At 70.5% G+C, this 22,923-nt stretch carries 21 protein-coding genes; 3 read left to right on the forward strand and 18 right to left on the reverse strand.

Annotated elements, in window-relative coordinates:
- Nucleotides 1-81 precede the first annotated feature (81 nt).
- The 5 genes from ruvX to ITJ60_RS10380 form a co-directional block, all read right to left on the reverse strand.
- A complete protein-coding gene (ruvX, locus tag ITJ60_RS10360; protein WP_173168791.1) occupies nt 82-525 on the reverse strand; it encodes a Holliday junction resolvase RuvX in 444 nt (147 codons plus the stop codon).
- A gap of 8 nt (nt 526-533) precedes the next feature.
- Nucleotides 534-3,191 carry an alanine--tRNA ligase gene (gene alaS, locus ITJ60_RS10365; protein ID WP_194647850.1) on the reverse strand — a complete coding sequence of 886 codons (2,658 nt, stop codon included), beginning with the start codon at nt 3,189-3,191 and terminating at the stop codon, nt 534-536.
- 79 nt (nt 3,192-3,270) lie between these two features.
- Complete coding sequence (locus ITJ60_RS10370) at nt 3,271-3,453, reverse strand: hypothetical protein (protein ID WP_111083901.1); 183 nt, start codon at nt 3,451-3,453, stop codon at nt 3,271-3,273.
- Between the two features lie 132 nt (nt 3,454-3,585).
- Entirely contained in the window at nt 3,586-4,215 is a 630-nt protein-coding gene (rpsD, locus tag ITJ60_RS10375) for a 30S ribosomal protein S4 (RefSeq protein ID WP_111083900.1), read from the reverse strand.
- A gap of 223 nt (nt 4,216-4,438) precedes the next feature.
- Nucleotides 4,439-5,791, reverse strand: coding sequence for a replication-associated recombination protein A (locus ITJ60_RS10380; protein WP_194648014.1), 1,353 nt, complete (start codon nt 5,789-5,791; stop codon nt 4,439-4,441).
- A gap of 129 nt (nt 5,792-5,920) precedes the next feature.
- Between ITJ60_RS10380 and ITJ60_RS10385 the strand changes: the two genes are divergently transcribed.
- Together ITJ60_RS10385 and ITJ60_RS10390 are read left to right on the forward strand one after the other, a co-directional pair.
- Nucleotides 5,921-6,733, forward strand: a complete 813-nt coding sequence (locus ITJ60_RS10385; protein ID WP_194647851.1) for a peptidylprolyl isomerase — start codon at nt 5,921-5,923, stop codon at nt 6,731-6,733.
- Nucleotides 6,734-6,846: 113 nt separating this feature from the next.
- The gene (locus ITJ60_RS10390; RefSeq protein ID WP_194647852.1) at nt 6,847-8,079 is read left to right on the forward strand and encodes a DUF349 domain-containing protein; all 1,233 of its coding nucleotides are present in this window, start codon (nt 6,847-6,849) and stop codon (nt 8,077-8,079) included.
- A gap of 101 nt (nt 8,080-8,180) precedes the next feature.
- On the opposite strand, the gene ITJ60_RS10395 is transcribed toward ITJ60_RS10390, so the two are convergent.
- From ITJ60_RS10395 to ITJ60_RS10415, 5 genes are read right to left on the reverse strand one after another with little or no spacing between them, the layout of a single operon-like run.
- Nucleotides 8,181-9,143 carry a bifunctional riboflavin kinase/FAD synthetase gene (locus tag ITJ60_RS10395; protein WP_123937788.1) on the reverse strand — a complete coding sequence of 321 codons (963 nt, stop codon included), beginning with the start codon at nt 9,141-9,143 and terminating at the stop codon, nt 8,181-8,183.
- An 8-nt stretch (nt 9,144-9,151) separates the two neighbouring features.
- On the reverse strand, nt 9,152-9,598 hold the full coding sequence (locus tag ITJ60_RS10400; RefSeq protein WP_123339724.1) for a hypothetical protein: 447 nt from the start codon (nt 9,596-9,598) through the stop codon (nt 9,152-9,154).
- A 45-nt stretch (nt 9,599-9,643) separates the two neighbouring features.
- Nucleotides 9,644-10,009 (reverse strand): hypothetical protein, encoded by a 366-nt coding sequence (locus tag ITJ60_RS10405; protein WP_123937787.1) that lies wholly within the window; start codon nt 10,007-10,009, stop codon nt 9,644-9,646.
- Nucleotides 10,006-10,965, reverse strand: a complete 960-nt coding sequence (gene truB, locus ITJ60_RS10410; protein WP_194647853.1) for a tRNA pseudouridine(55) synthase TruB — start codon at nt 10,963-10,965, stop codon at nt 10,006-10,008. The genes ITJ60_RS10405 and truB overlap by 4 nt, the downstream gene beginning before the upstream one ends.
- Nucleotides 10,966-10,987: 22 nt before the next feature.
- Nucleotides 10,988-11,434 (reverse strand): hypothetical protein, encoded by a 447-nt coding sequence (locus ITJ60_RS10415; RefSeq protein WP_194647854.1) that lies wholly within the window; start codon nt 11,432-11,434, stop codon nt 10,988-10,990.
- Nucleotides 11,435-11,456: 22 nt separating this feature from the next.
- Between ITJ60_RS10415 and ITJ60_RS10420 the strand changes: the two genes are divergently transcribed.
- Nucleotides 11,457-12,377 carry an A/G-specific adenine glycosylase gene (locus tag ITJ60_RS10420; RefSeq protein ID WP_374102064.1) on the forward strand — a complete coding sequence of 307 codons (921 nt, stop codon included), beginning with the start codon at nt 11,457-11,459 and terminating at the stop codon, nt 12,375-12,377.
- A 61-nt stretch (nt 12,378-12,438) separates the two neighbouring features.
- Here ITJ60_RS10420 and rbfA read toward each other — a convergent pair whose 3' ends face one another.
- The 8 genes from rbfA to ITJ60_RS10460 form a co-directional block, all read right to left on the reverse strand.
- The gene (rbfA, locus tag ITJ60_RS10425) at nt 12,439-12,903 is read right to left on the reverse strand and encodes a 30S ribosome-binding factor RbfA (protein WP_123294301.1); all 465 of its coding nucleotides are present in this window, start codon (nt 12,901-12,903) and stop codon (nt 12,439-12,441) included.
- 111 nt (nt 12,904-13,014) lie between these two features.
- Nucleotides 13,015-15,867 carry a translation initiation factor IF-2 gene (infB, locus tag ITJ60_RS10430; RefSeq protein WP_194647855.1) on the reverse strand — a complete coding sequence of 951 codons (2,853 nt, stop codon included), beginning with the start codon at nt 15,865-15,867 and terminating at the stop codon, nt 13,015-13,017.
- Between the two features lie 73 nt (nt 15,868-15,940).
- Nucleotides 15,941-16,252 (reverse strand): YlxR family protein, encoded by a 312-nt coding sequence (locus ITJ60_RS10435; RefSeq protein ID WP_111083891.1) that lies wholly within the window; start codon nt 16,250-16,252, stop codon nt 15,941-15,943.
- Between the two features lie 66 nt (nt 16,253-16,318).
- A complete protein-coding gene (gene nusA, locus ITJ60_RS10440) occupies nt 16,319-17,314 on the reverse strand; it encodes a transcription termination factor NusA (RefSeq protein ID WP_111083890.1) in 996 nt (331 codons plus the stop codon).
- A 159-nt stretch (nt 17,315-17,473) separates the two neighbouring features.
- Complete coding sequence (locus ITJ60_RS10445) at nt 17,474-19,225, reverse strand: proline--tRNA ligase (protein WP_194647856.1); 1,752 nt, start codon at nt 19,223-19,225, stop codon at nt 17,474-17,476.
- Between the two features lie 415 nt (nt 19,226-19,640).
- On the reverse strand, nt 19,641-20,774 hold the full coding sequence (gene ispG, locus ITJ60_RS10450; RefSeq protein WP_111083888.1) for a flavodoxin-dependent (E)-4-hydroxy-3-methylbut-2-enyl-diphosphate synthase: 1,134 nt from the start codon (nt 20,772-20,774) through the stop codon (nt 19,641-19,643).
- 74 nt (nt 20,775-20,848) lie between these two features.
- Complete coding sequence (locus tag ITJ60_RS10455; RefSeq protein ID WP_323749150.1) at nt 20,849-21,433, reverse strand: cysteine hydrolase; 585 nt, start codon at nt 21,431-21,433, stop codon at nt 20,849-20,851.
- Nucleotides 21,430-22,902, reverse strand: a complete 1,473-nt coding sequence (locus ITJ60_RS10460) for a purine-cytosine permease family protein (RefSeq protein ID WP_194647857.1) — start codon at nt 22,900-22,902, stop codon at nt 21,430-21,432. Before ITJ60_RS10460 ends, ITJ60_RS10455 begins: the two co-directional genes overlap by 4 nt.
- Nucleotides 22,903-22,923: the final 21 nt, after the last annotated feature.

Consider the following 22,923-nt stretch of genomic DNA (forward strand, 5'->3'; position numbering starts at 1 on the left):
GGTCTCTCGGTCGGGAACTCCGCCTGGGCACCGTCGTCCTCGGGTGACGGAAGGGCAGCCGGGTCGCGGTGGATCGCCCTGTCAGGGAAGCGTGGTGCCCGGAGGGGCACCGGCACTGCGTTCGTGGTCGAGCGCGTGTTGCAGAATGATAACAGCGGCCGCTTGGTCGATCACGGACCGCGACTTCTTGGTGTTCTTGCCGGCCTGGTGCAGTCCGCGTTGCGCGGTCACCGTGGACAGCCGTTCGTCGACCAGCCGGACCGGGCGGCGCTCGGCGATCCGGGCCGCGAACGCCCGGGCGTCGTCCGTCGACGGGGTGTCGCCGCCGGACATCGACAGGGGCAGTCCGACGACGAGCTCGAGCACGTCGTACTCGTCCGCGATCTCGAGGATCCGACGCAGGTCGGTCGAGTCGTCGCGGCGCACGGTCTCGACCGGCGTCGCCAGCAACCCGTCGCGGTCGCACACGGCGATCCCGATCCGGGCACGGCCGACGTCCACGCCGAGCCGCCGCCCGGACCGGATCGCCACGGTCAGCCCGCGATCCGAGCGGTCACGGCGCGGAGCGCAGCCGGGAGCGCCGCCGGGTCGGTGCCGCCGCCCTGGGCCAGGTCCGGCTTGCCGCCGCCGCCGCCACCGAGCACACCGGCGGCCTCCTTGGCGAGCGGACCAGCCTGGACACCCGCGGAGCGCGCCGCGTCGTTGGTCGCGACGATCACGATCGGCTTCCCGCTCACCACGGCACCGAGCACCACGACGGCAGCGCCGTCACCGAGCTGTGCGCGGACCCCGGTCGCCAGCGAGCGCAGGTCGTCGCCGGACTGCAGGCCGTCGACGGTCTCGGCCACGACGGTGGTCGAGCCGACGGTCGTCGCGGTCCGGGCGATCGACGGGACCCGCTGCTGCAGGTTCGCCGACTCGAACTCGGCGATCCGCTTCTGCGCGGTGCGGAGGTCCTCCATGAGCGACTGCACACGCGTCGGCAGGTCGGCACGGGGCGCCTTCAGCGCGCTGGAGAGCTGCGAGACGATCGTCCGCTCGACCGCGAGGTCACGGAAGCCCTCGAGCCCGACGAGCGCTTCGACACGACGGTTGGTCGACCCGACGCTCGACTCCCCCACCAGGTTGACGAGTCCGATCTGGGCGCTCGACGCGACGTGCGTCCCACCGCAGAGCTCGCGTGACCACGGACCGCCGATGTCGACCATGCGGACCTCGGCGCTGTACTTCTCGCCGAAGAGCGCCTGCGCACCGAGCGCCTTGGCCTCGTCGATCGGCATGATGCGGGTCGAGACCTCGAGGTCGGTGCGGATCGCGGTGTTGACGACCTCCTCGATCTCGGAACGGGTCGCGAGCGAGATCGGCTGCGACCACGAGAAGTCGAGGCGCATGTAGCCGGACTTGTTGTACGAGCCCGCCTGCAGCGCCTCGGGGCCGAGGATGTCGCGGAGCGCGGCGTTCACCAGGTGCGTCGCGGAGTGCGCCTGCGTGGCGCCGCGGCGGTACTCGGCGTCGACCACGGTGCTCGCCGCGTCGCCCACGCCGACCTCGCCGGAGCGGACCTGGACGGTGTGGCTCCAGAGGCCGGCGACGGGACGCTGGACGTCGAGGACCTCAAGGTCGAAGCCGTTGCCGACGATCGATCCCTGGTCGGCGTCCTGGCCACCTGACTCGGCGTACAGCGACGTCTCGCCGAGGATGACCTCGGCGATGTCGCCCGCCACGGCCCGGTCGACGCTGACGCCGCCGACGATGATGCCGAGCACGTTCGTCTCGGCCTCGAGCGCGTCGTAGCCGAGGAAGACCGTCTCGCCCTTCGCCCGGAACGCGCTGTACACGCTCAGGTCGGCGATCGCGGTCTTCTTGCTCTTCGCGTCGGCCTTCGCCCGAGCACGCTGCTCGGACATCAGGGTCTCGAACGCGGTCCGGTCGACGTGGACCCCGGCCTCTTCGGCCATCTCCATCGTCAGGTCGATCGGGAACCCGAAGGTGTCGTGCAGCAGGAACGCGGTGTCCCCGCCGATGGACGGCGCACCGTCCTGCTTCGCGCGCTCGACGGCGACGTCGAGGATCGTCGTGCCCTGCGCGAGCGTGCGGAGGAACGTCTCCTCTTCCGCGTAGGCGATCCGCGCGATGCGGTCGTAGTCGGAGGCGACCTCGGGGTAGGCGTCGCGCATCGCGTCGCGGGACGCCGGGAACAGCTCCGGGAACGTCGCGGTCTCGACCCCGAGCAGGCGCATCGCACGGACCGTGCGACGCAGCAGCCGACGCAGGATGTACCCGCGGCCTTCGTTCGACGGGCTCACACCGTCGGCGATGAGCATGAGCGCGGAGCGCACGTGGTCCGCGATGACCCGCATGCGGACGTCGTCCTCGTGCACGGCGCCGTAGCGGCGGCCGGAGATCTCGGATGCGCGGTCGAGGACGGGGCGGACCTGGTCGATCTCGTACATGTTGTCGACGCCCTGCTTGATGAAGGCGACGCGCTCGAGCCCCATGCCGGTGTCGATGTTCTTGTTCGGCAGCTCGCCGGTGATCTCGAAGTCGTACTTCGAGCGGACGTCCGCGATCTGGTACTGCATGAACACGAGGTTCCAGATCTCGACGTACCGGTCGTCGTCGGTGGCCGGGCCGCCGTCGATGCCGTACTCGGGCCCGCGGTCGAAGAAGATCTCGGAACAGGGACCGGCCGGTCCGGGCTGGCCGGTGGACCAGTAGTTCGTGTCCTTGCCGAGCCGCTGGATGCGCTCCTCGGGCAGGGAGGAGTGCTGCTTCCAGAACGCGATCGCCTCGTCGTCGTCCTCGTAGACCGTCACCCAGAGGTCGTCGGGCGAGAAGCCGAGCCCGCCGTCGGACTCCGGGTTGGTCAGGAACTCCCAGGCGAACTGGATCGCCTGCTCCTTGAAGTAGTCGCCGAACGAGAAGTTGCCGTTCATCTGGAAGAACGTGCCGTGGCGAGGGGTCTTGCCGACCTCTTCGATGTCGTTCGTGCGGATGCACTTCTGCACGCTCGTGGCACGGGGGTACGGCGCGGGGACGAGCCCGGTCAGGTACGGGATGAACGGCACCATGCCGGCGACCGTGAAGAGGAGCGACGGGTCGTCGGAGACGAGGGACGCGGACGGGACGACGGTGTGGCCGCGGTCACCGAAGTACTGGAGCCAACGGCGGCGGATCTCTGCGGTCTGCATGGTGCTTCCTGGGTTCAGGTCGGGGGTGGGAGGTGGAGGCGGACGGCGGTGCGGCCGGACCGCGGTGGAGCTCGACGTCTCAGACGTCGGTGCGGAGCTCGGCCCCGCGGGACCGGTACCCGTCGGCGACCGCGCCCGTGAAGGCCTTCGTGCTCGCGTCGACGACGGCGAAGAGCCGTGCGCCTCCGGGGGTCCTGGCGACCTGGTGCGCCACGGCGAACCCGATGACGACGCCGACCGCGACGAAGAACAGCTGCTTCACGGTGCCTCTCCCTCTGTGCACCCTGGCGGTGCATGCCCGGACAAGCTTAGCCGCCGGGCACTTCGGGGCCGGAACGCCGAACGGCGGGCCGTCCTCGAGAGGACGACCCGCCGTTCGGGGGTGATCAGTGGATCAGCGAGCTGCGTAGTACTCGACGACGAGCTGCACTTCACAGGTCACGGGGACCTCGGCGCGCTTCGGGCGACGCACGAGGCGGGCCTGGAGCTTGTCGATCTCGACCTCGAGGTAACCCGGGACCTTCGGCAGCACTTCCTGGTGGCCACCGGCAGCGGCGACCTGGAAGGGCTCCATCGACTCGGACTTCGGCTTGACGTGGATCAGCTGGCCCTCCTTGACGCGGAAGGAGGGGCGGTCCACGAGCTTGCCGTCGACCAGCAGGTGACGGTGCACGATCAGCTGACGGGCCTGCGCGGTGGTGCGGGCGAAGCCGGCACGGACCACGAGGGCGTCGAGGCGCTGCTCGAGGAGCTCGACCAGGTTCTCACCGGTCAGGCCCTTCGTCTTGCGGGCCTCTTCGAAGACGATGCGGAGCTGCTTCTCGCGGATGCCGTACTGGGCGCGCAGACGCTGCTTCTCACGGAGGCGGACGGCGTAGTCGCTGTCCGCACGACGGCGCGTACGGCCGTGCTCACCGGGGCCGTAGGGGCGCTTCTCGAGGTAACGGGCCGCCTTCGGCGTCAGCGGGATGCCGAGTGCGCGCGACAGGCGGGTCTTGCTGCGGGTACGTGACTTGGTAGACACAGGGTCCTTTTCTCTGTTCGAACTGAATACTCACCGGAGGCCGGGCACGCGAGTGCCCGCGGCCCCGACGACGGGATCCAGAGGGATGAGCCTGTGGGATCGGACGGCTACAGTCCGAACCTCTGCCCCCGTACCACCGGAGTGGCACTCTGTCCTCAACGCAGCCGTGCTCGAGGACCAGGACGTAGGCCCGGCAATGCTAGCAGGAACTCGACGTGCCTTCCTACTGCCCGCGGGTGATCTTCCGGAGTCGTTCGAGCCGCGGACCGACCTCGCGCTCGTAGCCGTTCGCCGTCGGGGTGTAGTACTCGGTGCCCTCGAGCGCATCGGGCAGGTACTGCTGCTCGGCGACACCGTGCTCGGCGTCGTGCGAGTAGACGTAGCCCTTGCCGTGGCCGAGTCGCTTCGCCCCGGCGTAGTGCGCGTCGCGCAGGTGCATCGGCACGGTGCCCATCCGCCCGGCCTTGACGTCCGCCATCGCCGCGTTCACACCGTTGTAGGCGGCGTTCGACTTCGGTGCGGTCGCCAGGTACACGACGGCCTCGGCCAGGGGGATGCGGCCCTCGGGCATGCCGATGAGCTGCACGGCCTGGGCCGCCGCGACGGCGATGGGCAGCGCCTGCGGGTCCGCCATGCCGATGTCCTCGGACGCCGAGATGATGATCCGGCGCGCGATGAACCGGGAGTCCTCGCCCGCCTCGATCATCCGCGCGAGGTAGTGCAGCGCGGCGTCGACGTCGCTCCCCCGCACCGACTTGATGAAGGCGCTGATGACGTCGTAGTGCTCGTCGCCCTGCCGGTCGTACCGCAGCAGTGCACGGTCGACGGCCGCGGCGACGGTGTCCGCGTCGACCACCGGCACGGTGTCGTCGTCGTCGTCCTGGGCCGCGGCAGCCGAGGCAGCAGCAGCTTCGAGCGCCGTGAGGGCACGTCGGGCGTCACCGGAGGCCAACCGGACGATGGCCCCACGTGCCTCGTCACCGAGGACGACCGCGCCACCGAGGCCGCGGGGGTCCTCCACCGCACGGTCGACGAGCATTCCGAGGTCGGCGTCGGTGAGCGGCTTGAGCGTCAGGAGCAGGGACCGGGACAGCAGCGGGGAGATGACCGAGAACGACGGGTTCTCGGTGGTGGCCGCGATGAGGATCACCCACCCGTTCTCGACACCGGGCAGCAGGGCGTCCTGCTGGGCCTTGCTGAACCGGTGGATCTCGTCGAGGAACAGCACCGTCGTGGACCCGTAGAGATCGCGGTGGGTGAGGGCCTTCTCCATGACCTCGCGCACGTCCTTGACGCCGGCGGTCACCGCGGAGAGCTCGACGAACTCGCGTCCGGACTGTCGCGCAATGGCCTGCGCCAACGTCGTCTTGCCGGTGCCGGGAGGACCCCAGAGGATGACCGACACACCGCCCGGGTTGTCGCGGGTGCCGGTGGCGAGCTGCACGAGCGGTGACCCGCGGCCGAGCAGGTGCTGCTGGCCGGCGACCTCGTCGAGGCTGGTCGGGCGCATCCGCACCGCGAGCGGGACGGAGCCCTGCGCGAGACCGGCGCGACCGCCCGTCGTGGGCGCACGCATGCTCGAACGGTCCGCTGCCATGCACCAATCGTAGGCCGACCCACTGACAGCCCCGCGCCTCCCAGGCCGTTGATGGTGACGACTCGGATACGCTCGTTCCACACTGCGACGAGAGGGCAGAACAGCACCGTGGCACCGAAGAACCCAGCGCGCGACAACCGCGAGGCGCGCGAGCGCCTCCGTCTCTACCAGGCCCGCCAGGGACTCCACGACCGGCAGCGCCGCCGACGGGTGCGCGACAACCTGGTCGGCGCCGGTGCCCTCGTGCTGGTCGCCGCCCTGGCCACCGGGTCACAACTCGCCTTCGCGGGCTCGCAGGGGAACGGGTCGGCGGACGCCAGCGCGAGCGCCACCGCCACACCGACGCCCTCGGCCAGCGCCACGGCGGCGAACACGGGCGACGTGCCGAGCAAGGAGATCGCCAAGGGCGCGACCTGGACGGGCTCGCTGACGCTCAACAAGTCGATCGACCTCGGCATCGAACTGGACGGCGCGAAGGCCCCGCAGGCCGCGAGCGTCGAGATCTCGTTGATCAAGGAGCAGTTCTACAACGGCACCACCTGCCACCGGCTGGCCGACAGCGACGGGCTGAAGTTCCTGCAGTGCGGTTCGGCGAACGGCGACGGCACGGGCGACGCAGGGTTCGAGTACGGCCCGCTCGAGAACGTCCCGAGCGACGGGGTCTACGACGAGGGCACCATCGCGATCGCGCGATCGACGTCGCCGTACTCGCAGTCGACCCAGTTCTTCATCGTCTACGGCGACACCACCCTCGACGGCTCCACGGGCGGCTACACGGTCGTCGGGAAGGTCACGAGCGGCCTGTCCGAACTCGAGTCGAAGATCGCCGCGAAGGGCATCTCGTCGCCCGGCCAGGACGGCACCGGTGAGCCGAAGGTGGCGACGACGATCACCGCCGCGACCATCGCCCAGGAGAAGTAGTCCACAAGCCGTTGCGTCCGGCGGGCCGCGGAGCCCGTCCGTGCAATAGGCTGACGACCTGACCGTGCCGACGGTGACGTCGGCGATGCACGACCACGATCGAGGCGAGACCTGTGGGATCTGACGAAGCAACGACCTGGGGGCGGGTCGACGAGAACGGGACCGTGTACGTCCGGTACGAAGAGACCGAACGTGCTGTCGGTGAGTACCCGGACGCCACCCCCGAAGAAGCCCTCGCCTACTTCGCGCGGAAGTACGCCGACCTCGAGGGGCAGGTGAAGATCGCCGAGCAGCGCGTCCAGCGTGGTGCGTCGGCGAACGACGTCGCCCGGACGGTCGAGCACCTGACGACCCTGGTGGCCGAAGCCCGCGTGGTCGGTGACATCAAGTCGCTCGAGACCCGAGTGGGCGCACTCACCGAGCAGCTCGGCTCGCTCACCAAGGAGCAGGCAGAGCAGGCGCAGCAGGCGCTGAACGACGCCCTCGCGCACCGTGCGGCCCTGGTCGAAGAGGCCGAGGCACTCGCGGCGGTCGACCCGGCACGTGCGCAGTGGAAGCAGATCACGGCGCAGCTCGACGACGTGTTCGCCCGCTGGCAGCAGCACCAGCACGACGGCCCACGCATCCCCAAGAACGAGGCCAACGAGCTCTGGAAGCGGTTCCGCGCAGCGCGCTCCACCGTCGACCAGCACCGTCGCGCGTTCTACTCGGAGCTGGACGCGCAGCACCGCGACGCCCGCACCCGCAAGCAGGAGCTCGTGTCGCAGGCCGAGGCGCTTGCCTCACGCGGGTCCGACGCGATCCCGGACTACCGCCAGCTCCTCGACGACTGGAAGAACGCCGGGCGCGCCGGCAAGCGCCACGACGACGCCCTCTGGGCGCGGTTCAAGGCCGCCGGTGACGTGCTGTTCGAGCAGCGCCACGCCGAGAGCGCAGCGGAGGACGAAGAGTTCTCCGGCAACCTCGAGGCCAAGCAGGCCCTGCTCACCGAGGCCGAGCCGCTCCTCAAGGCGACCGACCGGGTGGCGGCGCGCAAGACCCTGACCGGCATCCAGCGCCGCTGGGACGAGGTCGGCAAGGTGCCCCGCGGGGACGTCCGTCGCATCGAGGACCGCCTGCGTGCGATCGAGGACCACGTGCGTGGCCTCGAAGACGCGCACTGGAAGGAGTCCAACCCGGAGCGCAAGGCCCGGCAGACCGGACTCGCGAGCCAGCTCGAGGACGCCATCGGCAAGCTCGAGTCCGAGCTCGCCGACGCGCAGGCCTCCGGCGACGCCCGCAAGATCAAGGACGCCCAGGAAGCGCTCGACGCCCGCAAGATCTGGCTCGACGCCCTCGGCAGCTAGTCACGCCACACGACGACGCCCCCGTGACCGATCGGTCACGGGGGCGTCGTCGTGTGGCGTCGTGTGGCGCCGTCTGCTGGCGTCCGGTGTGGCTCCGCCGTTCAGACCGGCGTGGGCAGGCCCAGCAGCAACCGGATGTCGAGGTCGTCCTGCCGCATCTGCGTGGCGAGCTCGTCCATCGAGTCGAACTTCACCATGCCGCGGACGTACGAGACGAACAGCACCGAGATGCGGTCGCCGTACAGGTCGAGGTCGACGTCGAGCAGGTGCGCCTCGATCTGCTTGGCGGGCACGCCTTCGAACGTCGGGTTGTTGCCGACCGAGACCGCCGCCGGGTACACCGTGCCGTCGTGCAGCACCCGGGCGGCGTACACACCGTCGGCCGGCGCGAACCCCTCGAACGCCGGGTCGAGGTTCGCTGTCGGGTACCCCATGGCGCGCCCGCGCTGGTTGCCGTGCACGACCGTGCTGCGGACCGCGTGCTCACGCCCGAGCAGCCGGGCGGCCTCGGCCACCCGCCCGTCGCCGAGCAGTTCGCGGATCCAGGTCGACGAGACGCGTCGTTCGCCGTCGGGGCGGACGTCGTCCACCAGGTCGACGTCGTCGATGAGCTCGACCGTGAAGCCGTGCTGCTCCCCCAGGGTGCGGAGCAGCGCGACGTCGCCGGCACCCTTCGCCCCGAAGCGGAAGTCGCTACCGACGAAGACGAGTCGGGCGTGCAGGGTGTCGACGAGGATCTCGGACACGAACGCCTCGGGCGACTTCGACTGCAGTTCCTCGTCGAAGCGCAGCAGCAGGGTGGCGTCGACCCCGGCGTCGTCGAGGAGCTCGCGCCGCTGCGCGGTGCTCGTGAGTGCCGGCGGGACGTGCTGCGGGTCGATGACGTTGAGGGGGTGCCGGTCGAACGTCACCACGGTGGCGACCAGGCCCTGTTCGTGGGCGGCGCGCTCCAGGTGCGCGATCACCGCGCGGTGTCCGACGTGCACGCCGTCGAACTTGCCGATCGTGACGGCGCTCGGACCGAAGCCCTCGGCCACGTCGGCGATGTCGTCGTAGAACTGCACGGCTGCTCCTACTCGCCCACGGGGGCGGTGGTCGATGCGGGCACCGGTTCGACCGTCGCGGTGCGGTGGTGCTTGCGGAGCCACCAGAGTCCGGCGATCGGCAGCACCAGCGGCGCGAAGGCGTAGCCCATGCCGTAGTACGACCAGATCGTGTCGTCGGGGAAGAGCTGCCGGTCGAACAGCGAGAGCGTGCCGATGACGAGGACGCCGGTCATCTCGAACACGATCGTGACGCACGCGACGCGGTACCAGAAGCGCCCGGGCACGATCAGGGCGATCATCGCCACGATGTACACGACGGCGGCGATGGCGCTCACCGTGTACGCGAACGGCGCGAACGAGAACTTCTCGATGATCTGGACGACGCTCCGGCCCGTCGCCGCCAGGGCGAGGATGCCGTACACGGCGATGAGGACGCGGCCGATGCCGGTCGCGAGTGAGGATCTGGTCGCCATTGCACCGATTCTACCGACGTGCGCGGACCGCCATGACGCTCGGCGTCAGTTCAGGGCGAACCAGATCTGGTACATCCGGTAGATCATGACCGCGACGGTGAAGGCGCCGGCGCCGAGGACGACGGTGCTCCACTTCGTGCGGTCCACGAGGGCCCAGACGATGGTCGCCGGCGGCACCAGGAGCACCGACACGGCGTAGACCCCGAACTCGAGGGCGTTGCCGTCCGGTGGGCTGCCCGTCGCGGGCAGCACGATCGAGATGACGCCCTGCACCAGGAGCAGGACCTCGATGAGCGCGAGGGACCCCACCGTGTAGTCGTTGGGCTTCCAGCCGATGAACCCGACCACGACGGCGAACAGCCCGGCCAGGACCGCGACGACGAGCTGGACCCACATGAACCACTCGATCACGCGTGCGCCCCGTTCTGCGACGCCGGAGCAGCCGGCGCCGGGAAGTTCGTGATGACCCGGAGCAGTCCGCGCCGGACCGAGACCAGTCCGACGAGGCGGTCGTCGTCGACGGCCACGGCAGCGACCGGCTCGTCCGAGTCAGGGTGGTCGGCTGCGACGCGCTTGCCGTCGGTCAGGTCCTTCGCCGCGGACGCGTCGAGCGACACCGACGAGAACAACCGGCGTGCCACGTCGGCCGGACGAGCGAGCGCCGCGCGGACGTCGACGGCGTCGTCCTCGAGGTCGATCGCGTCGGCGACGTCGAACGGGCCGACCTGGGTGCGGCGGAGCGCGGTGAGGTGCGCACCGGTGCCGAGGGTGGCGCCGACGTCGCGTGCGAGGGCGCGGACGTAGGTGCCGGACGAGCAGGTCACGACGACGTCGAGGTCGACGACCGCCACCTCGGCACCGTCGACCGTGACGGTGCGGTCGTTCCGGCCGGTGACGTCGAACCGCGAGACGGTGACCGTGCGGGACTTCAGCTCGACGGTCTCGCCCTTGCGCGCCAGGTCGTACGCGCGGCGCCCGTCGACCTTGATCGCGCTGACGGTGGACGGGACCTGGTCGATCCGGCCGCGCTGCAGGCCGACAGCGCGTTCGACGGACTCGTCCGAGACGTCCGCTGCGGCGACGCCGGTCGCGGCGGTCGGGGTGCCGTCGGCGTCGTCGGAGTCCGTGGACACGCCGAGCCGGATGGTGGCGGTGTAGGTCTTGCCGAGGCCCACCAGGTGGGTGAGCAACCGGGTGGAGTGCCCGATCCCCAGGAGCAGCAGCCCGGTCGCCATCGGGTCGAGGGTCCCCGCGTGGCCGACCTTCTTCAGACCGAGGCGGCGACGGGCGATCGACACGACGCGGTGGCTGGAGATCCCCTGCGGTTTGTCGACGAGGAGGATGCCGTCCGGCACGGTTTCGAGCACCAGAGGAGATTACCAGCGCCGGTCAGCAGGCGTCGTTCCACTCGCGACGAGGGTGCTCGGGATCGGTGACGTCGAGGACGGCGGAGGCGGCGATCTTGACGTCCGCCCGACGCTCGAGCCGGCCGGCTTCCTGCTCGACCCACAGCGACCAGCGCCAGAGCCCGCGGACACCCGGGGCCAGCAGCCCGTGCCCGTGCACGACCAGCACGCCGTCACCGGCGCCGGTGGTGCGGAACGGGGTGACCACCTCGTCGCGCAGCGTGTCGGGGTCGTTGGACGGCGCCGTCGCGGCCATCGCGGACACCCCGTGCTGCTCGAAGCCGGCCACCAGCGTGGCGGCGACGTGTTCGAGATCGGTGCCGTCCTGCCCGTCGATGCCGATCACGGTTCGGTTCGTGCCGACCTGCGCGATCACCTCAGCAGCGATCGCGGCCATCGTGTCGGTCTCTTCGGGTGCCCAGCGTGCCATGCGTCCACCGTAGGCTGTCGTGGTGAACGCGAGCAGGGCCTCCCGGCCGGATGTGGAGAACGCGAGCGTCCCCGACATCGCGACCCCGTTGACCACCTGGTTCCGACAGGAGGCCCGGGACCTGCCGTGGCGTCGCCCCGGCTTCCCCGCGTGGGGCACCCTGGTCAGCGAGATCATGCTGCAGCAGACGCAGGTCGCGCGCGTGGTCCCTCGACTGGAGGCGTGGCTCACCCGGTGGCCGACGCCTGCGGACCTCGCGGCGTCGCCCCCGGCGGACGCGGTGCGTGCCTGGGACCGGCTCGGCTACCCGAGACGCGCGCTCGCGCTGCACGCGGCGGCCACGGTGATCGCGACCGAGCACGGCAACGTCGTCCCTCGGGACGTCGAAGCGCTGCTCGCGCTGCCGGGGATCGGCGACTACACGGCACGGGCCGTCGCCGTGTTCGCGTACGGCGACCGGCACCCCGTCGTCGACGTCAACGTGCGACGGGTCCTGAAGCGCGCGCTCCTGGGCCAGGGCGAGCCCGGGCCGGCGAAGGCCAAGGACGACCTACCCCTGATGGAGTCCGTGCTGCCAGCGGACCGCGACGACGCCGCCGCGACGAACGCGGCGGTGATGGAGCTCGGAGCGCTCGTGTGCGTCGCTCGCTCCCCCGCGTGCGACGCGTGCCCGATCGCGGACCGCTGCGCCTGGCGTGCGGCCGGGTACCCCGAACACGACGGGCCGCGCGCCCCGAAGCAGGCGAAGTTCGCCGGCAGCGACCGGCAGGTGCGCGGGCTGATCATGGCCGAGCTGCGCGCGAGCGACGTGCCGGTTGCCCGGTCGGAGATCGAACCGGTCTGGCCGGACGCCGAGCAGCGGGACCGAGCGCTCGCGTCGCTGCTGCGCGACGGGCTGGCGGTCGGCGACGACGCGACCGGGTACCGGCTGCCGGACGCCTGACGCCTGACGCGCGAACGCCCCGCTGCACACGATGCAGCGGGGCGCTCGGACGTTCGTCGGGCTACGCCCGCGCCACGTCCTGCTCGTCGTCGGACTCGTCGTCCTCGTCCTCGTCGTGCTTGTACGGGTCGGCGTCGCCGGCGAACGTCGCACCGACCGACGCGGCGCGCACCTGCTCGTCACGCACCTGGGCCTGCACGAGCAGGTCCTCCATGTGCGCCGAGGTCTCCGGCAGTGCGTCGGCGATGAACTCGAGCGACGGGGTGAGCCGCGCCGTGATGTTCTTGCCGACCTCGGAGCGGAGCATGCCGGTCGCGGCCTTGAGTGCCGCGGCGGAGTCGGCGCGCTCCTCGTCGGTGCCGTACACGGTGTAGAAGACCGATGCGTGCTGCAGGTCTCCGGTCACGCGGACGTCGGTGATCGTCACGAACCCGAGACGCGGGTCGCGCAGACCCTTGTCGAGACGGCGTGCGACGACTTCCTTGATGCGGTCCGCCATCTTGCGTGCGCGCTGCGGATCGGCCATGGGTGCCTCCTGAGGCAGTGGCGGGACGTTTCCCGCCGGTGGTTCTGCGTGGAAAGGGGTCGGGCCCCGACCTCCCGCGAAGGGAGGCCGGGGCCCAGGGTAGTCACACGATCAGTCGCGCGGCTTCTCGACGAGCTCGGTGGTCTCGATCTCGTCACCGATCTGGAGATCGTTGAACTTGCCGAGACCGATACCGGCCTCGAAGTCCGTGCGGACCTCGGTGACGTCGTCCTTGAAGCGACGGAGCGACTCGATCGCCAGTCCGTCGGCCAGGACCACACCGTCACGGATGACGCGCGCCTTGGCGTTGCGCGTGATCGTGCCGGAGCGGACGATGACACCCGCGATGTTGCCGAACTTCGAGGAGCTGAAGACCTCGCGGATCTCGGCGACACCGGACTGGACCTCTTCGTACTCGGGCTTGAGCATGCCCTTGAGGGACTGCTCGATGTCGTCGAGTGCGTTGTAGATGACCGAGTAGAAGCGCACGTCGATGCCTTCGCGCGCCGCACGCTCGCGGGCCTTGACGTCCGGACGGACGTTGAAGCCGACCACGATGGCGTTGTCGATCGTGGCGAGGTCGATGTCCGACTCCGTGATCGCACCGACACCGCGGTGGAGGATGCGGAGCTGGACGCTGTCGTCGACCTCGATGTCCAGGAGCGACTGCTCGAGTGCCTCGACGGCACCGGAGACGTCACCCTTGATGATGAGGTTGAGCGAGTCGACCTTGCCCTCTTCGAGTGCACGGGTGAAGTCCTCGAGCGAGATGCGCTTGCGGGCCTTGGCCAGCTGGGCGTTGCGCTCGGCGGCTTCACGCTTCTCGGCGATCTGACGTGCCGTGCGGTCCTCTTCGGTGACGAGGAAGGTGTCACCGGCGCGGGGCACCGAGGACAGACCCTGCACCTGGACCGGGCGGCTCGGCGTGGCGGCCTTGACCGCGACACCGTTCTCGTCGGTCATCGCACGGACGCGGCCGTAGGCCGTGCCCGCCACGATCGCGTCGCCGACGTGCAGCGTTCCGGACTGGATGAGGACGGTCGCCACCGCACCACGGCCCTTGTCGAGCCGTGCTTCGATCGCGACACCGCGGGCGTCCTTGTCGGGGTTCGCACGCAGGTCGAGCCCGGCGTCAGCGGTGAGCAGCACGGCGTCCAGGAGGTCCTGGATGCCGATGTTCTGCCGAGCCGAGACGTCGACGAACATGACGTCTCCGCCGTACTCCTCCGCCACCAGGTTGTACTCGGTGAGCTGCTGGCGGACCTTGGCCGGGTTCGCGCCTTCCTTGTCGATCTTGTTCACCGCGACCACGATCGGCACGTTGGCCGACTGCGCGTGGTTCAGCGCCTCGATCGTCTGGGGCATGATGCCGTCGTCCGCCGCGACCACGAGGATCGCGATGTCGGTGACCTGCGCACCACGAGCTCGCATGGCCGTGAAGGCCTCGTGACCCGGGGTGTCGATGAACGTGATCGGACGCTCGATGCCCTCGTGCTCGGTGACGATCTGGTACGCACCGATGTGCTGGGTGATGCCACCGGCTTCACCCTCGACGACCTTGGAGTTCCGGATCGCGTCGAGCAGTCGCGTCTTACCGTGGTCGACGTGACCCATGACGGTCACGACGGGGGGACGGACCTGCAGGACGGAGTCGTCCTCGTCGGCGTACTCGGCATCGATGTCGATGTCGAAGCCCTCGAGGAGCTCCTTGTCCTCGTCCTCGGGCGAGACGATCTGGATCTTGTAGCCCAGCTCGTCACCGAGGACCTCGAACGTCGCCTCGTCCAGCGACTCGGTCGCGGTCGCCATCTCACCGAGGTGGAACAGCACCGTGACCAGGTTGCCGGGCATGGCGTCGATCTTGTCCGCGAAGTCCGAGATGCTCGCACCGCGACGGAGTCGGACGACCGTGTTGCCGTCGCCACGAGGGACCTGCACACCGCCGAGCGACGGGGCCTGACGCATCTCGTACTCGGCGCGCTTCGTCCGCTTCGACTTGCGGGCACGGCTCTTGCCGCCACCGCGACCGAACGCACCGGCGGTACCACCACCGGGGCCACGACCACGGCCACCGCCACCGGCGGGACGCGGGCCGCTGAAGGCCGGACGCGGGAAGCCGCCACCGGCACCGCCGCCGGCACCCGGACGGGCGCCACCGGGGCCGCCACGACCGCCACCCTGGCCCGGGCGCTGCCCGAAGCCGTTGGGACGGTTCGCCTGACCGGGTCCACCCGGACGCGGTGCACCCGGACGCGGGACGCCGGGACGCGGGGGCTGCGGACGCGGGATGCCCGCTCCACCGGCACCAGCGGCGGGGCGCTGGCCCATGCCCTGGTTCGAGGCGAAGGGGTTGTTGCCGGGGCGCGGCGGGCGCGAGCCCATGCCCTGGTTCGACGCGTAGGGGTTGTTGCCCGGACGTGCGCCGGGCTTCGGGCCACCGGGCTTCGGACCGGCAGCGGCGGGCTTGGCACTGGAGCCGGGCTTCACCGCGTCGGTCTTCGGCTCGTCACCGGTCGAGTCGGCCGGCTGCGTGGCAGCCTGCTGCTCGGCGGCGGCCTTCTCGGCACGGGCCTTCTGTGCGGCCTCGGCCTCGGCCTGTCGCTGGGCGACGGACTTCGGTGCGGCCGGGGTCGGGACGTCCTCGGCAGCAGGTACTGCCTGGACCTCGGGCTCCGGTGCGGGTGCCGGACGGGCCGGGCCGGGGCGCGGGCCACCGGGCTTCGGCGCGCCGGACGCGGGTGTGCTGCTCTTGGCCGGCGTGCTCGGCGCGGGGGCCGAGGCTGCGGGCTTGGATGCCGGGACACCGTCCGCCTGCAGGGCGGCACGGAGCTTCCGGGCAACGGGGGGCTCGATGCTCGAGCTGGCACCCCGGACGAACTCGCCGAGCTCCTTGAGCTTCTCGAGTGCGGTCTTGCTGTCGACGCCGAGTTCGCTTGCGATCTCGTGTACGCGTGGTTTAGCCACTGTTCTCCTTCACGGGTCCCACCCCGTAAAGGGCAGGACTCAATGGATGACGGGTCTCATTTCGAGCCGCTCATCAGTTGTCCATAAGCCGTTCAGCCTGTTCTGTCATGTCCGGGCGCTCGGTCGACGCTCGTGAGAGGCCGACGATGTGGTCGAGCACCGCGGACGTGTCGGGATCGCGATCCAACCGGAGCGCACGGCGGAAAGCCCTGCGCTTGACGGCCAGATCGTAGGCATCGACGGTCGGTGTGAGCCATGCTCCCCGGCCCGGCATGACTGCCTTCGGATCCGCCACGACGCGGCCATCGCTCAGGGCGACGACTCGGAGGAGTGAGGATCGGGAAGCGCGACGACGACTGCCGATGCACGTTCTGACGGGAACCACTCTACTCCTTGCCTCGGACGTCCGCGATCCGGCGCGCCCTTCTGGGCACGCCGGCGGCGAAATCGCCTAGTCGTCGCCGTCCAGGATGGAGTCCGGCTGGATGTCGATCCGGGCCCCGGTGAGTTTGGCGGCCAGGCGGGCGTTCTGCCCTTCCTTGCCGATCGCGAGCGACAGCTGGTAGTCCGGCACGAGTGCGCGGACGGCCTTGGTCGACGCGTCGAGCACGAAGGCGCTGGTCACCTTGGCCGGCGACAGGGCGCTCGCGACGAACGCCGACAGGTCCGGGGACCAGTCCACGATGTCGACCTTCTCGGCACCCAGCTCGTTGGTGACGGCACGCACGCGCGCACCGAGCTCGCCGATGCAAGCACCCTTCGCGTTGACGCCGGGCTCGTTCGCCTTGACCGCGATCTTCGTGCGGTGGCCGGCTTCGCGCGCGAGCGACGTGATCTCCACGACGCCCGAGGCGATCTCCGGCACCTCGAGGGCGAAGAGCTTCCGGACCAGGCCCGGGTGGGTGCGCGACACCGTGATCTGCGGACCCTTGTTGCCGCGGGCGACGCTCGTCACGTACACGCGGATGCGCGACCCGTGCGCGTAGGACTCGCCCGGCACCTGCTCTTCGGGCGGCAGGATCGCCTCGACCGTGCCGAGGTCGACCATCACCATGCGCGGGTTCGGGCCCTGCTGGACCACACCGGCGACGATGTCGCCCTCCTTGCCGCGGAACTCGCCGAGGATCTTGTCGTCACCGATGTCGCGGAGGCGCTGGTTGATGACCTGCTTCGCCGCGAAGGCCGCGATGCGACCGAAGTCGCTCGGCTGGTCGACGGCTTCGCCGATGACGGTGCCCTCGTCGTCGAGCTCGGGGACGTAGACACTGACCTCGCCGGACTTGCGGTCGAGCTCGACGCGCGACTGCGCGTGGGCCGGCTCGCCGTTCTCTTCGGCGTGCTTCTGGTAGGCGGTCAGGATGGCAGATTCGATGATCTGGACCAGTTCGTCGAACGGGATCTCCCGCTCGCGCTCCATGAGTCGCAGGACTGCGAGATCGATCTTCACCGAGGTGCCTCCGTATTCAGATGAGTCGCTCCTGCGGATGGAACCGTCGCAGAAGTCGGCCACAAGCGTACCGCACTGCGGCTCGCGGACCCGAGCCGAGACGGCCGGGAGGCCCGGTGCCAGCTGGCACCGGGCCTCCCGTCCGTCTCCTCGTGGCGTCTAGATCGCGCGGACCGCGTCGAGCAGCTCGGCGACCGGCACGTCGCGGCGTTCGCCGCTGGCCCGGTTCCACAACTCGACGATGCCGTCAGCGGCGCCGCGGCCGGCGACGACCACGATCGGCATGCCGAGCAGCTCGGCGTCGCGGAGCTTCACGCCGGGCGACACCTTGGGACGGTCGTCGTAGAGCACGTCGAACCGCTCGCCCTCGAGCTCGGCGACGATCGACGTCGCGAGCTCGTAGGCGACCTGGTCACGGCCGGTCGCGACGATGTGCACGTCGAACGGCGCGACGTTCTTCGGCCAGGCCAGGCCCTTGTCGTCGTTGTGCGCCTCGGCCAGGATCGCCAGGATGCGCGTCACGCCGATGCCGTACGAGCCCATCGTGACGGTCGCGAGCTTGCCGTTCTCGTCCTGCACCTTGAGCCCAAGGGCCTCGGCGTACTTGCGGCCGAGCTGGAAGACGTGCCCGATCTCCATGCCGCGGGCGGTCTCGAGCGGACCCGAGCCGTCGGGCGACGGGTCCCCCGCGCGGACGTCGGAGACCTCGGCGACACCGTCGGCCACGAAGTCACGGCCGGCGACCAGGCCCGAGACGTGCACGCCGCGCTCGTTGGCGCCGGTGACCCAGGCCGTGCCGTCGACCACGCGCGGATCGACGAAGTACCGGATGCCCGTGGCACTGTCGGCGCCGAGGACCTGCGGGCCGATGTAGCCCTTCACCAGGCCCTTGTGCTTCTTGAAGTCGTCGTCGCCTGCGGCTTCGACCTCGGCCGGGGCGAACGCCACCTCGGCGCGCTTCAGGTCGACGTCGCGGTCACCGGGGAGCCCGACGACCACGATCTCGCGCGTGCCGTCCAGGTGGGTGAGGACGAGGACGACGTTCTTCAGCGTGTCCGCGGCGGTCCACGGCGCGCCGTCGCGCGCGGCGACCTCGTTCGCGTGGGCGACGAGCGTGTCGATCGTCGGGGTGTCCGACGACGGCAGGAGCACCGCGTCCGGCTGGCCCTCGATCGGCAGGGACGCGGGCACCGGCGTGACGTAGGCCTCGACGTTCGCCGCGTAGCCGTTGGCGCTGCGGACGAAGGTGTCCTCGCCCACGGCGATCGGGTGCAAGAACTCCTCCGACTTGGAGCCGCCCATCGCGCCGGCGTCCGCCTTGACGATGACGTACTCGAGGCCGAGGCGGGCGAAGATCTTCTCGTACGCGTCGCGCATGACCTGGTAGCTGCGCTCGAGGCCCTCGTCCGTGAGGTCGAACGAGTAGGCGTCCTTCATGGTGAACTCGCGACCGCGCAGCAGACCCGCGCGCGGGCGTGCTTCGTCGCGGTACTTGTCCTGGATCTGGAACAGCGTGACGGGGAGGTCCTTGTACGACGAGTACAGGTCCTTCACCAGCAGCGCGAACATCTCTTCGTGCGTGGGGGCGAGCAGGTAGTCGGAACCCTTGCGGTCCTGCAGGCGGAACATGCCGTCGCCGTACTCGGTCCAGCGGTTCGTCGCCTCGTACGGCTCGCGCGGCAGCAGCGCCGGTAGGAGCACTTCCTGCGCACCGGCAGCGACCATCTCGTCGCGGATGATCCCCTCGATCTTGGCGCGCACCCGGAGACCGAGCGGCAGCCAGGCGAAGATCCCCGGGGACTGGCGACGGACGTACCCGGCGCGGACGAGCAGCTTGTGGCTCGTCACCTCGGCGTCGGAGGGGTCGTCGCGGAGCGTACGGAGGAACAGATGCGAAAGCCGTGTGACCACGGGGCCAGCCTAGCGGCGTGCGCCGACGGCGCGGCACGGGAGGGGCGCACCGTGCGAGGTTCGCCGCACGGTGCGGCGCAAGCCGCATCGTGCGGTGTCACAAGCGCGCACCGGACTGCTGTCCCGTCACGGGTCCGCGAAGTCCGCACGGTGCGAACGGGACGCCCGGTGCCAGGCCGCCGCGGGCCTCCCGTCACGGGTTCGCGAAGTCCGCACGGTGCGAACGGGACGCCCGGTGCGAGGCCGCCACGGGCCTCCCGTCCGGGACGCCCGCGACGCTCGTCGAGCGCGGACGCGCACCGTGCGAGGTTCGCCGACCGGTGCGGCCTCAGCCGCACCGTGCCGCCCGCTGACCCCGCACCGAGCCGTCAACCCGGCACACAGTGGCGGAATCCGCACCGTGCCGGAGCGCGACCTACGGGGTGGTGATGACCTCGGGGCTGCCGAGCGCGGCCTCCGGACCCATCTCGTCGGCGATGCGGTTCGCCTCGGCGATGAGGGTCTGCACGATCTCGTGCTCCGGCACCGTCTTGACGACCTTGCCCTTGACGAAGATCTGGCCCTTGCCGTTGCCCGACGCCACGCCGAGGTCGGCCTCGCGCGCCTCGCCCGGGCCGTTCACGACGCAGCCCATGACGGCGACGCGCAGGGGGACGGACATGCCCTCGAGCCCCTTCGTGACGTCGTTCGCCAGCTGGTAGACGTCGACCTGGGCCCGGCCGCAGCTCGGGCACGAGACGATCTCGAGCTTGCGCTCGCGCAGGTTGAGCGACTGCAGGATCTGCAGGCCGACCTTGACCTCTTGCGCGGGCGGCGCGGACAGGGACACGCGGATGGTGTCGCCGATGCCCTCGGCCAGCAGGATGCCGAACGCGGTGGCGCTCTTGATGGTGCCCTGGAACTCGGGGCCGGCCTCGGTCACACCGAGGTGCAGCGGCCAGTCACCGGCGGCGGCGAGCTGGCGGTAGGCCTTGACCATGACGATCGGGTCGTTGTGCTTGACCGAGATCTTGAAGTCGTGGAAGTCGTGCTCCTCGAACAGGCTGGCTTCCCACACGGCGGACTCGACGAGCGCCTCGGGCGTGGCCTTGCCGTACTTCTGCAGCAGGCTCGGTTCGAGTGACCCGGCGTTGACGCCGATGCGGAGCGACACGCCTGCGGCCTTCGCCGCGGCGGCGATCGCACCGACCTGGTCGTCGAACTTGCGGATGTTGCCCGGGTTCACGCGGACCGCGGCGCAGCCGGCGTCGATCGCCTGGAACACGTACTTCGGCTGGAAGTGGATGTCGGCGATGACCGGGATCTGCGACTTCTTCGCGATGATCGGCAGCGCGTCGGCGTCTTCCTGCGTCGGCACGGCGACCCGGACGATGTCGCAGCCCGAGGCCGTGAGCTCGGCGATCTGCTGCAGCGTCGCGTTGATGTTCGTCGTCGGGGTCGTGGTCATCGACTGCACGGACACCGGAGCGTCGCCGCCCACGAGCACCTTGCCGACCCGGATCTGGCGCGACTTGCGTCGGGGGGCGAGGGTTTCGGGCGACTTGGGCATACCGAGGTTCACAGCGGGCACGTGAGCACTCTACGCGCTCGCTCCGACCGTCCCGGCCCGGTCACACCGGACGCTCAGAGCCGGGTGGCGCTGTCCACCACGGTGATGAGCGGCGCGTACAGCCGCATCGCGTCGAGCGCCCGCTCGTGGTCCGCGTCGCTCGCCCCGGCGCAGGCATCCGCGACGACCGTCACGGTCGCTCCGGCGTCCGCCGCCGCCAGGGCGGTCGACAGCACGCAGCAGTCGGTCGACACCCCCGTGAGCACCAGGTGCGGGTGGTCGCCGACGACGGCCTGGAGGCCCGTCCCCCACTTGCCGAACGTCGGCTCGGTCACGAGGGGGTCGTTCCGGTCCCCTGCCGCACTCGCGAAGGGCTCGGTCAGCGCGTACAGCGGGTCGGCGTCCGGCACGAGGGCGAAGGGCCACTCGCGGTAGTACGGCACCCAGGCGCCCTGCGGGCGCTGGGGTGCGACGAACCGGGTGAACACCGTGCGTCCGGTGAAGCGGGGCAGCAGGCGCTCGATGCCGACTCCGGCGTGGTCGTACCGCGGCGCGGCCCACGGGGACTCCCCCGTGAAGACCTGCTGCATGTCGATGACGACGAGCCAGGCGTCGTCGGGGACACCCGTGCTCGCCAATCCGCTCCCCGTTGCGCTCACCGCTGTGCTTCCTGTCGTCGCACGGAGCCCCAGGCGAACAGCAGGGTGCCGAGGAACCCGACGACGAGCGCGACCAGCACGCCGAGGTTCGCGTAGGCCCAGGCGCCGTCGCGTCCGCCGAGGCCGAACGGTCCGAGCAGGTAGCCCTGCCACGACAGCCACGCCGGTGACGCCAGCGTGACGAGGCCCCACCCGAGCGCCGTGCCGACCGCGACCAGGGCGATCGCGCCCCACCGGACGTCGCCGTAGCGGCCGCGACGGTCGTCGAGCTCGGATTCCGCGTAGGCCGTGCGCCGCAGCAGGACGTCGGCGACGAAGATGCCGGCCCAGGCGGCGATCGGGACGCCGAGGGTGATGAGGAACGCCTGGAACGGGCCGACGAAGTCCGTCGCGAAGAAGGCGATGTAGATCGCACCCGCCACCATGAACACGCCGTCCACTCCGGCGGCGACCGGCCGTGGGATCTTCACGCCGACGCTCAACAGCGCGAGGCCCGACGAGTAGATGTCGAGCACCGCGCCGCCGACGAGCCCGAGGATCGCGACGAGGGCGAACGGGATGAGGAACCACACCGGCAGGATCGACGTGAGGGCACCGATCGGGTCGGCACCGATCGCGGCGTTCAGGTCCGGCGACGAACCGGCGAGCAGGACACCGAAGACCACGAGGACGGCCGGTGCGAGCGCCCCGCCGAAGGTCGTCCACCCGACGACTCCCCCGGTGGACGACGACCGCGGCAGGTACCGCGAGTAGTCGGCAGCGGCGTTCACCCAGCCGAGGCCGAACCCGGTCATCACCAGCACGAGCGCACCGATGAACTGCTGGCTGCTGCCCGTCGGCAGCGCGGCGATCGCGCCGAAGTCGATGGACGGCACCGCGAGCACCACGTAGACGACCGTCAGCACAGCGGTGATCACCGTGATCCAGGTCTGCAAGCGCATGATGACGTCGAAGCCCGCGACGCCGGCCCCGACCACGAGCGCGGCGACCACGACGAGGGCGACGACCTTCGTCAGCACCCCGCCGTCCCAGCCGAGCTCGGTGAAGACCGTCGAGGTCGCGAGGACCGCCAGCGCGGCGAGGGCGGTCTCCCACCCGACGGTGAGGATCCAGCTGAGGAACGAGGGCACCCGGTTGCCGCGGACCCCGAAGGCCGCACGGCTCAGCACCATCGTCGGCGCCGACCCGCGTTTGCCGGCGATCGCGACGACGCCGCACAGCAGGAACGAGAACACCACCCCGACGACCGAGACGATGGTGGCCTGCCAGAAGGAGATCCCGAACCCGACGACGAACGATCCGTAGGCGATGCCGAGGACGGAGATGTTCGCCGCGAACCACGGCCAGAACAGTCCCCGCGGGGTGCCCTTGCGGTCGGACTCGGCAATGACGTCGAGACCCTGCCGCTCGACGGTGCGGACCTCGGGCGCGGCGGTGGTGGGCCCGGAGTTCGTGGGCGCTGTGCTCATCCGCTGAGCGTAGCGCCGCAG

The organism is Curtobacterium sp. VKM Ac-2884 (assembly GCF_015350945.1).
Lineage (GTDB): Bacteria > Actinomycetota > Actinomycetes > Actinomycetales > Microbacteriaceae > Curtobacterium.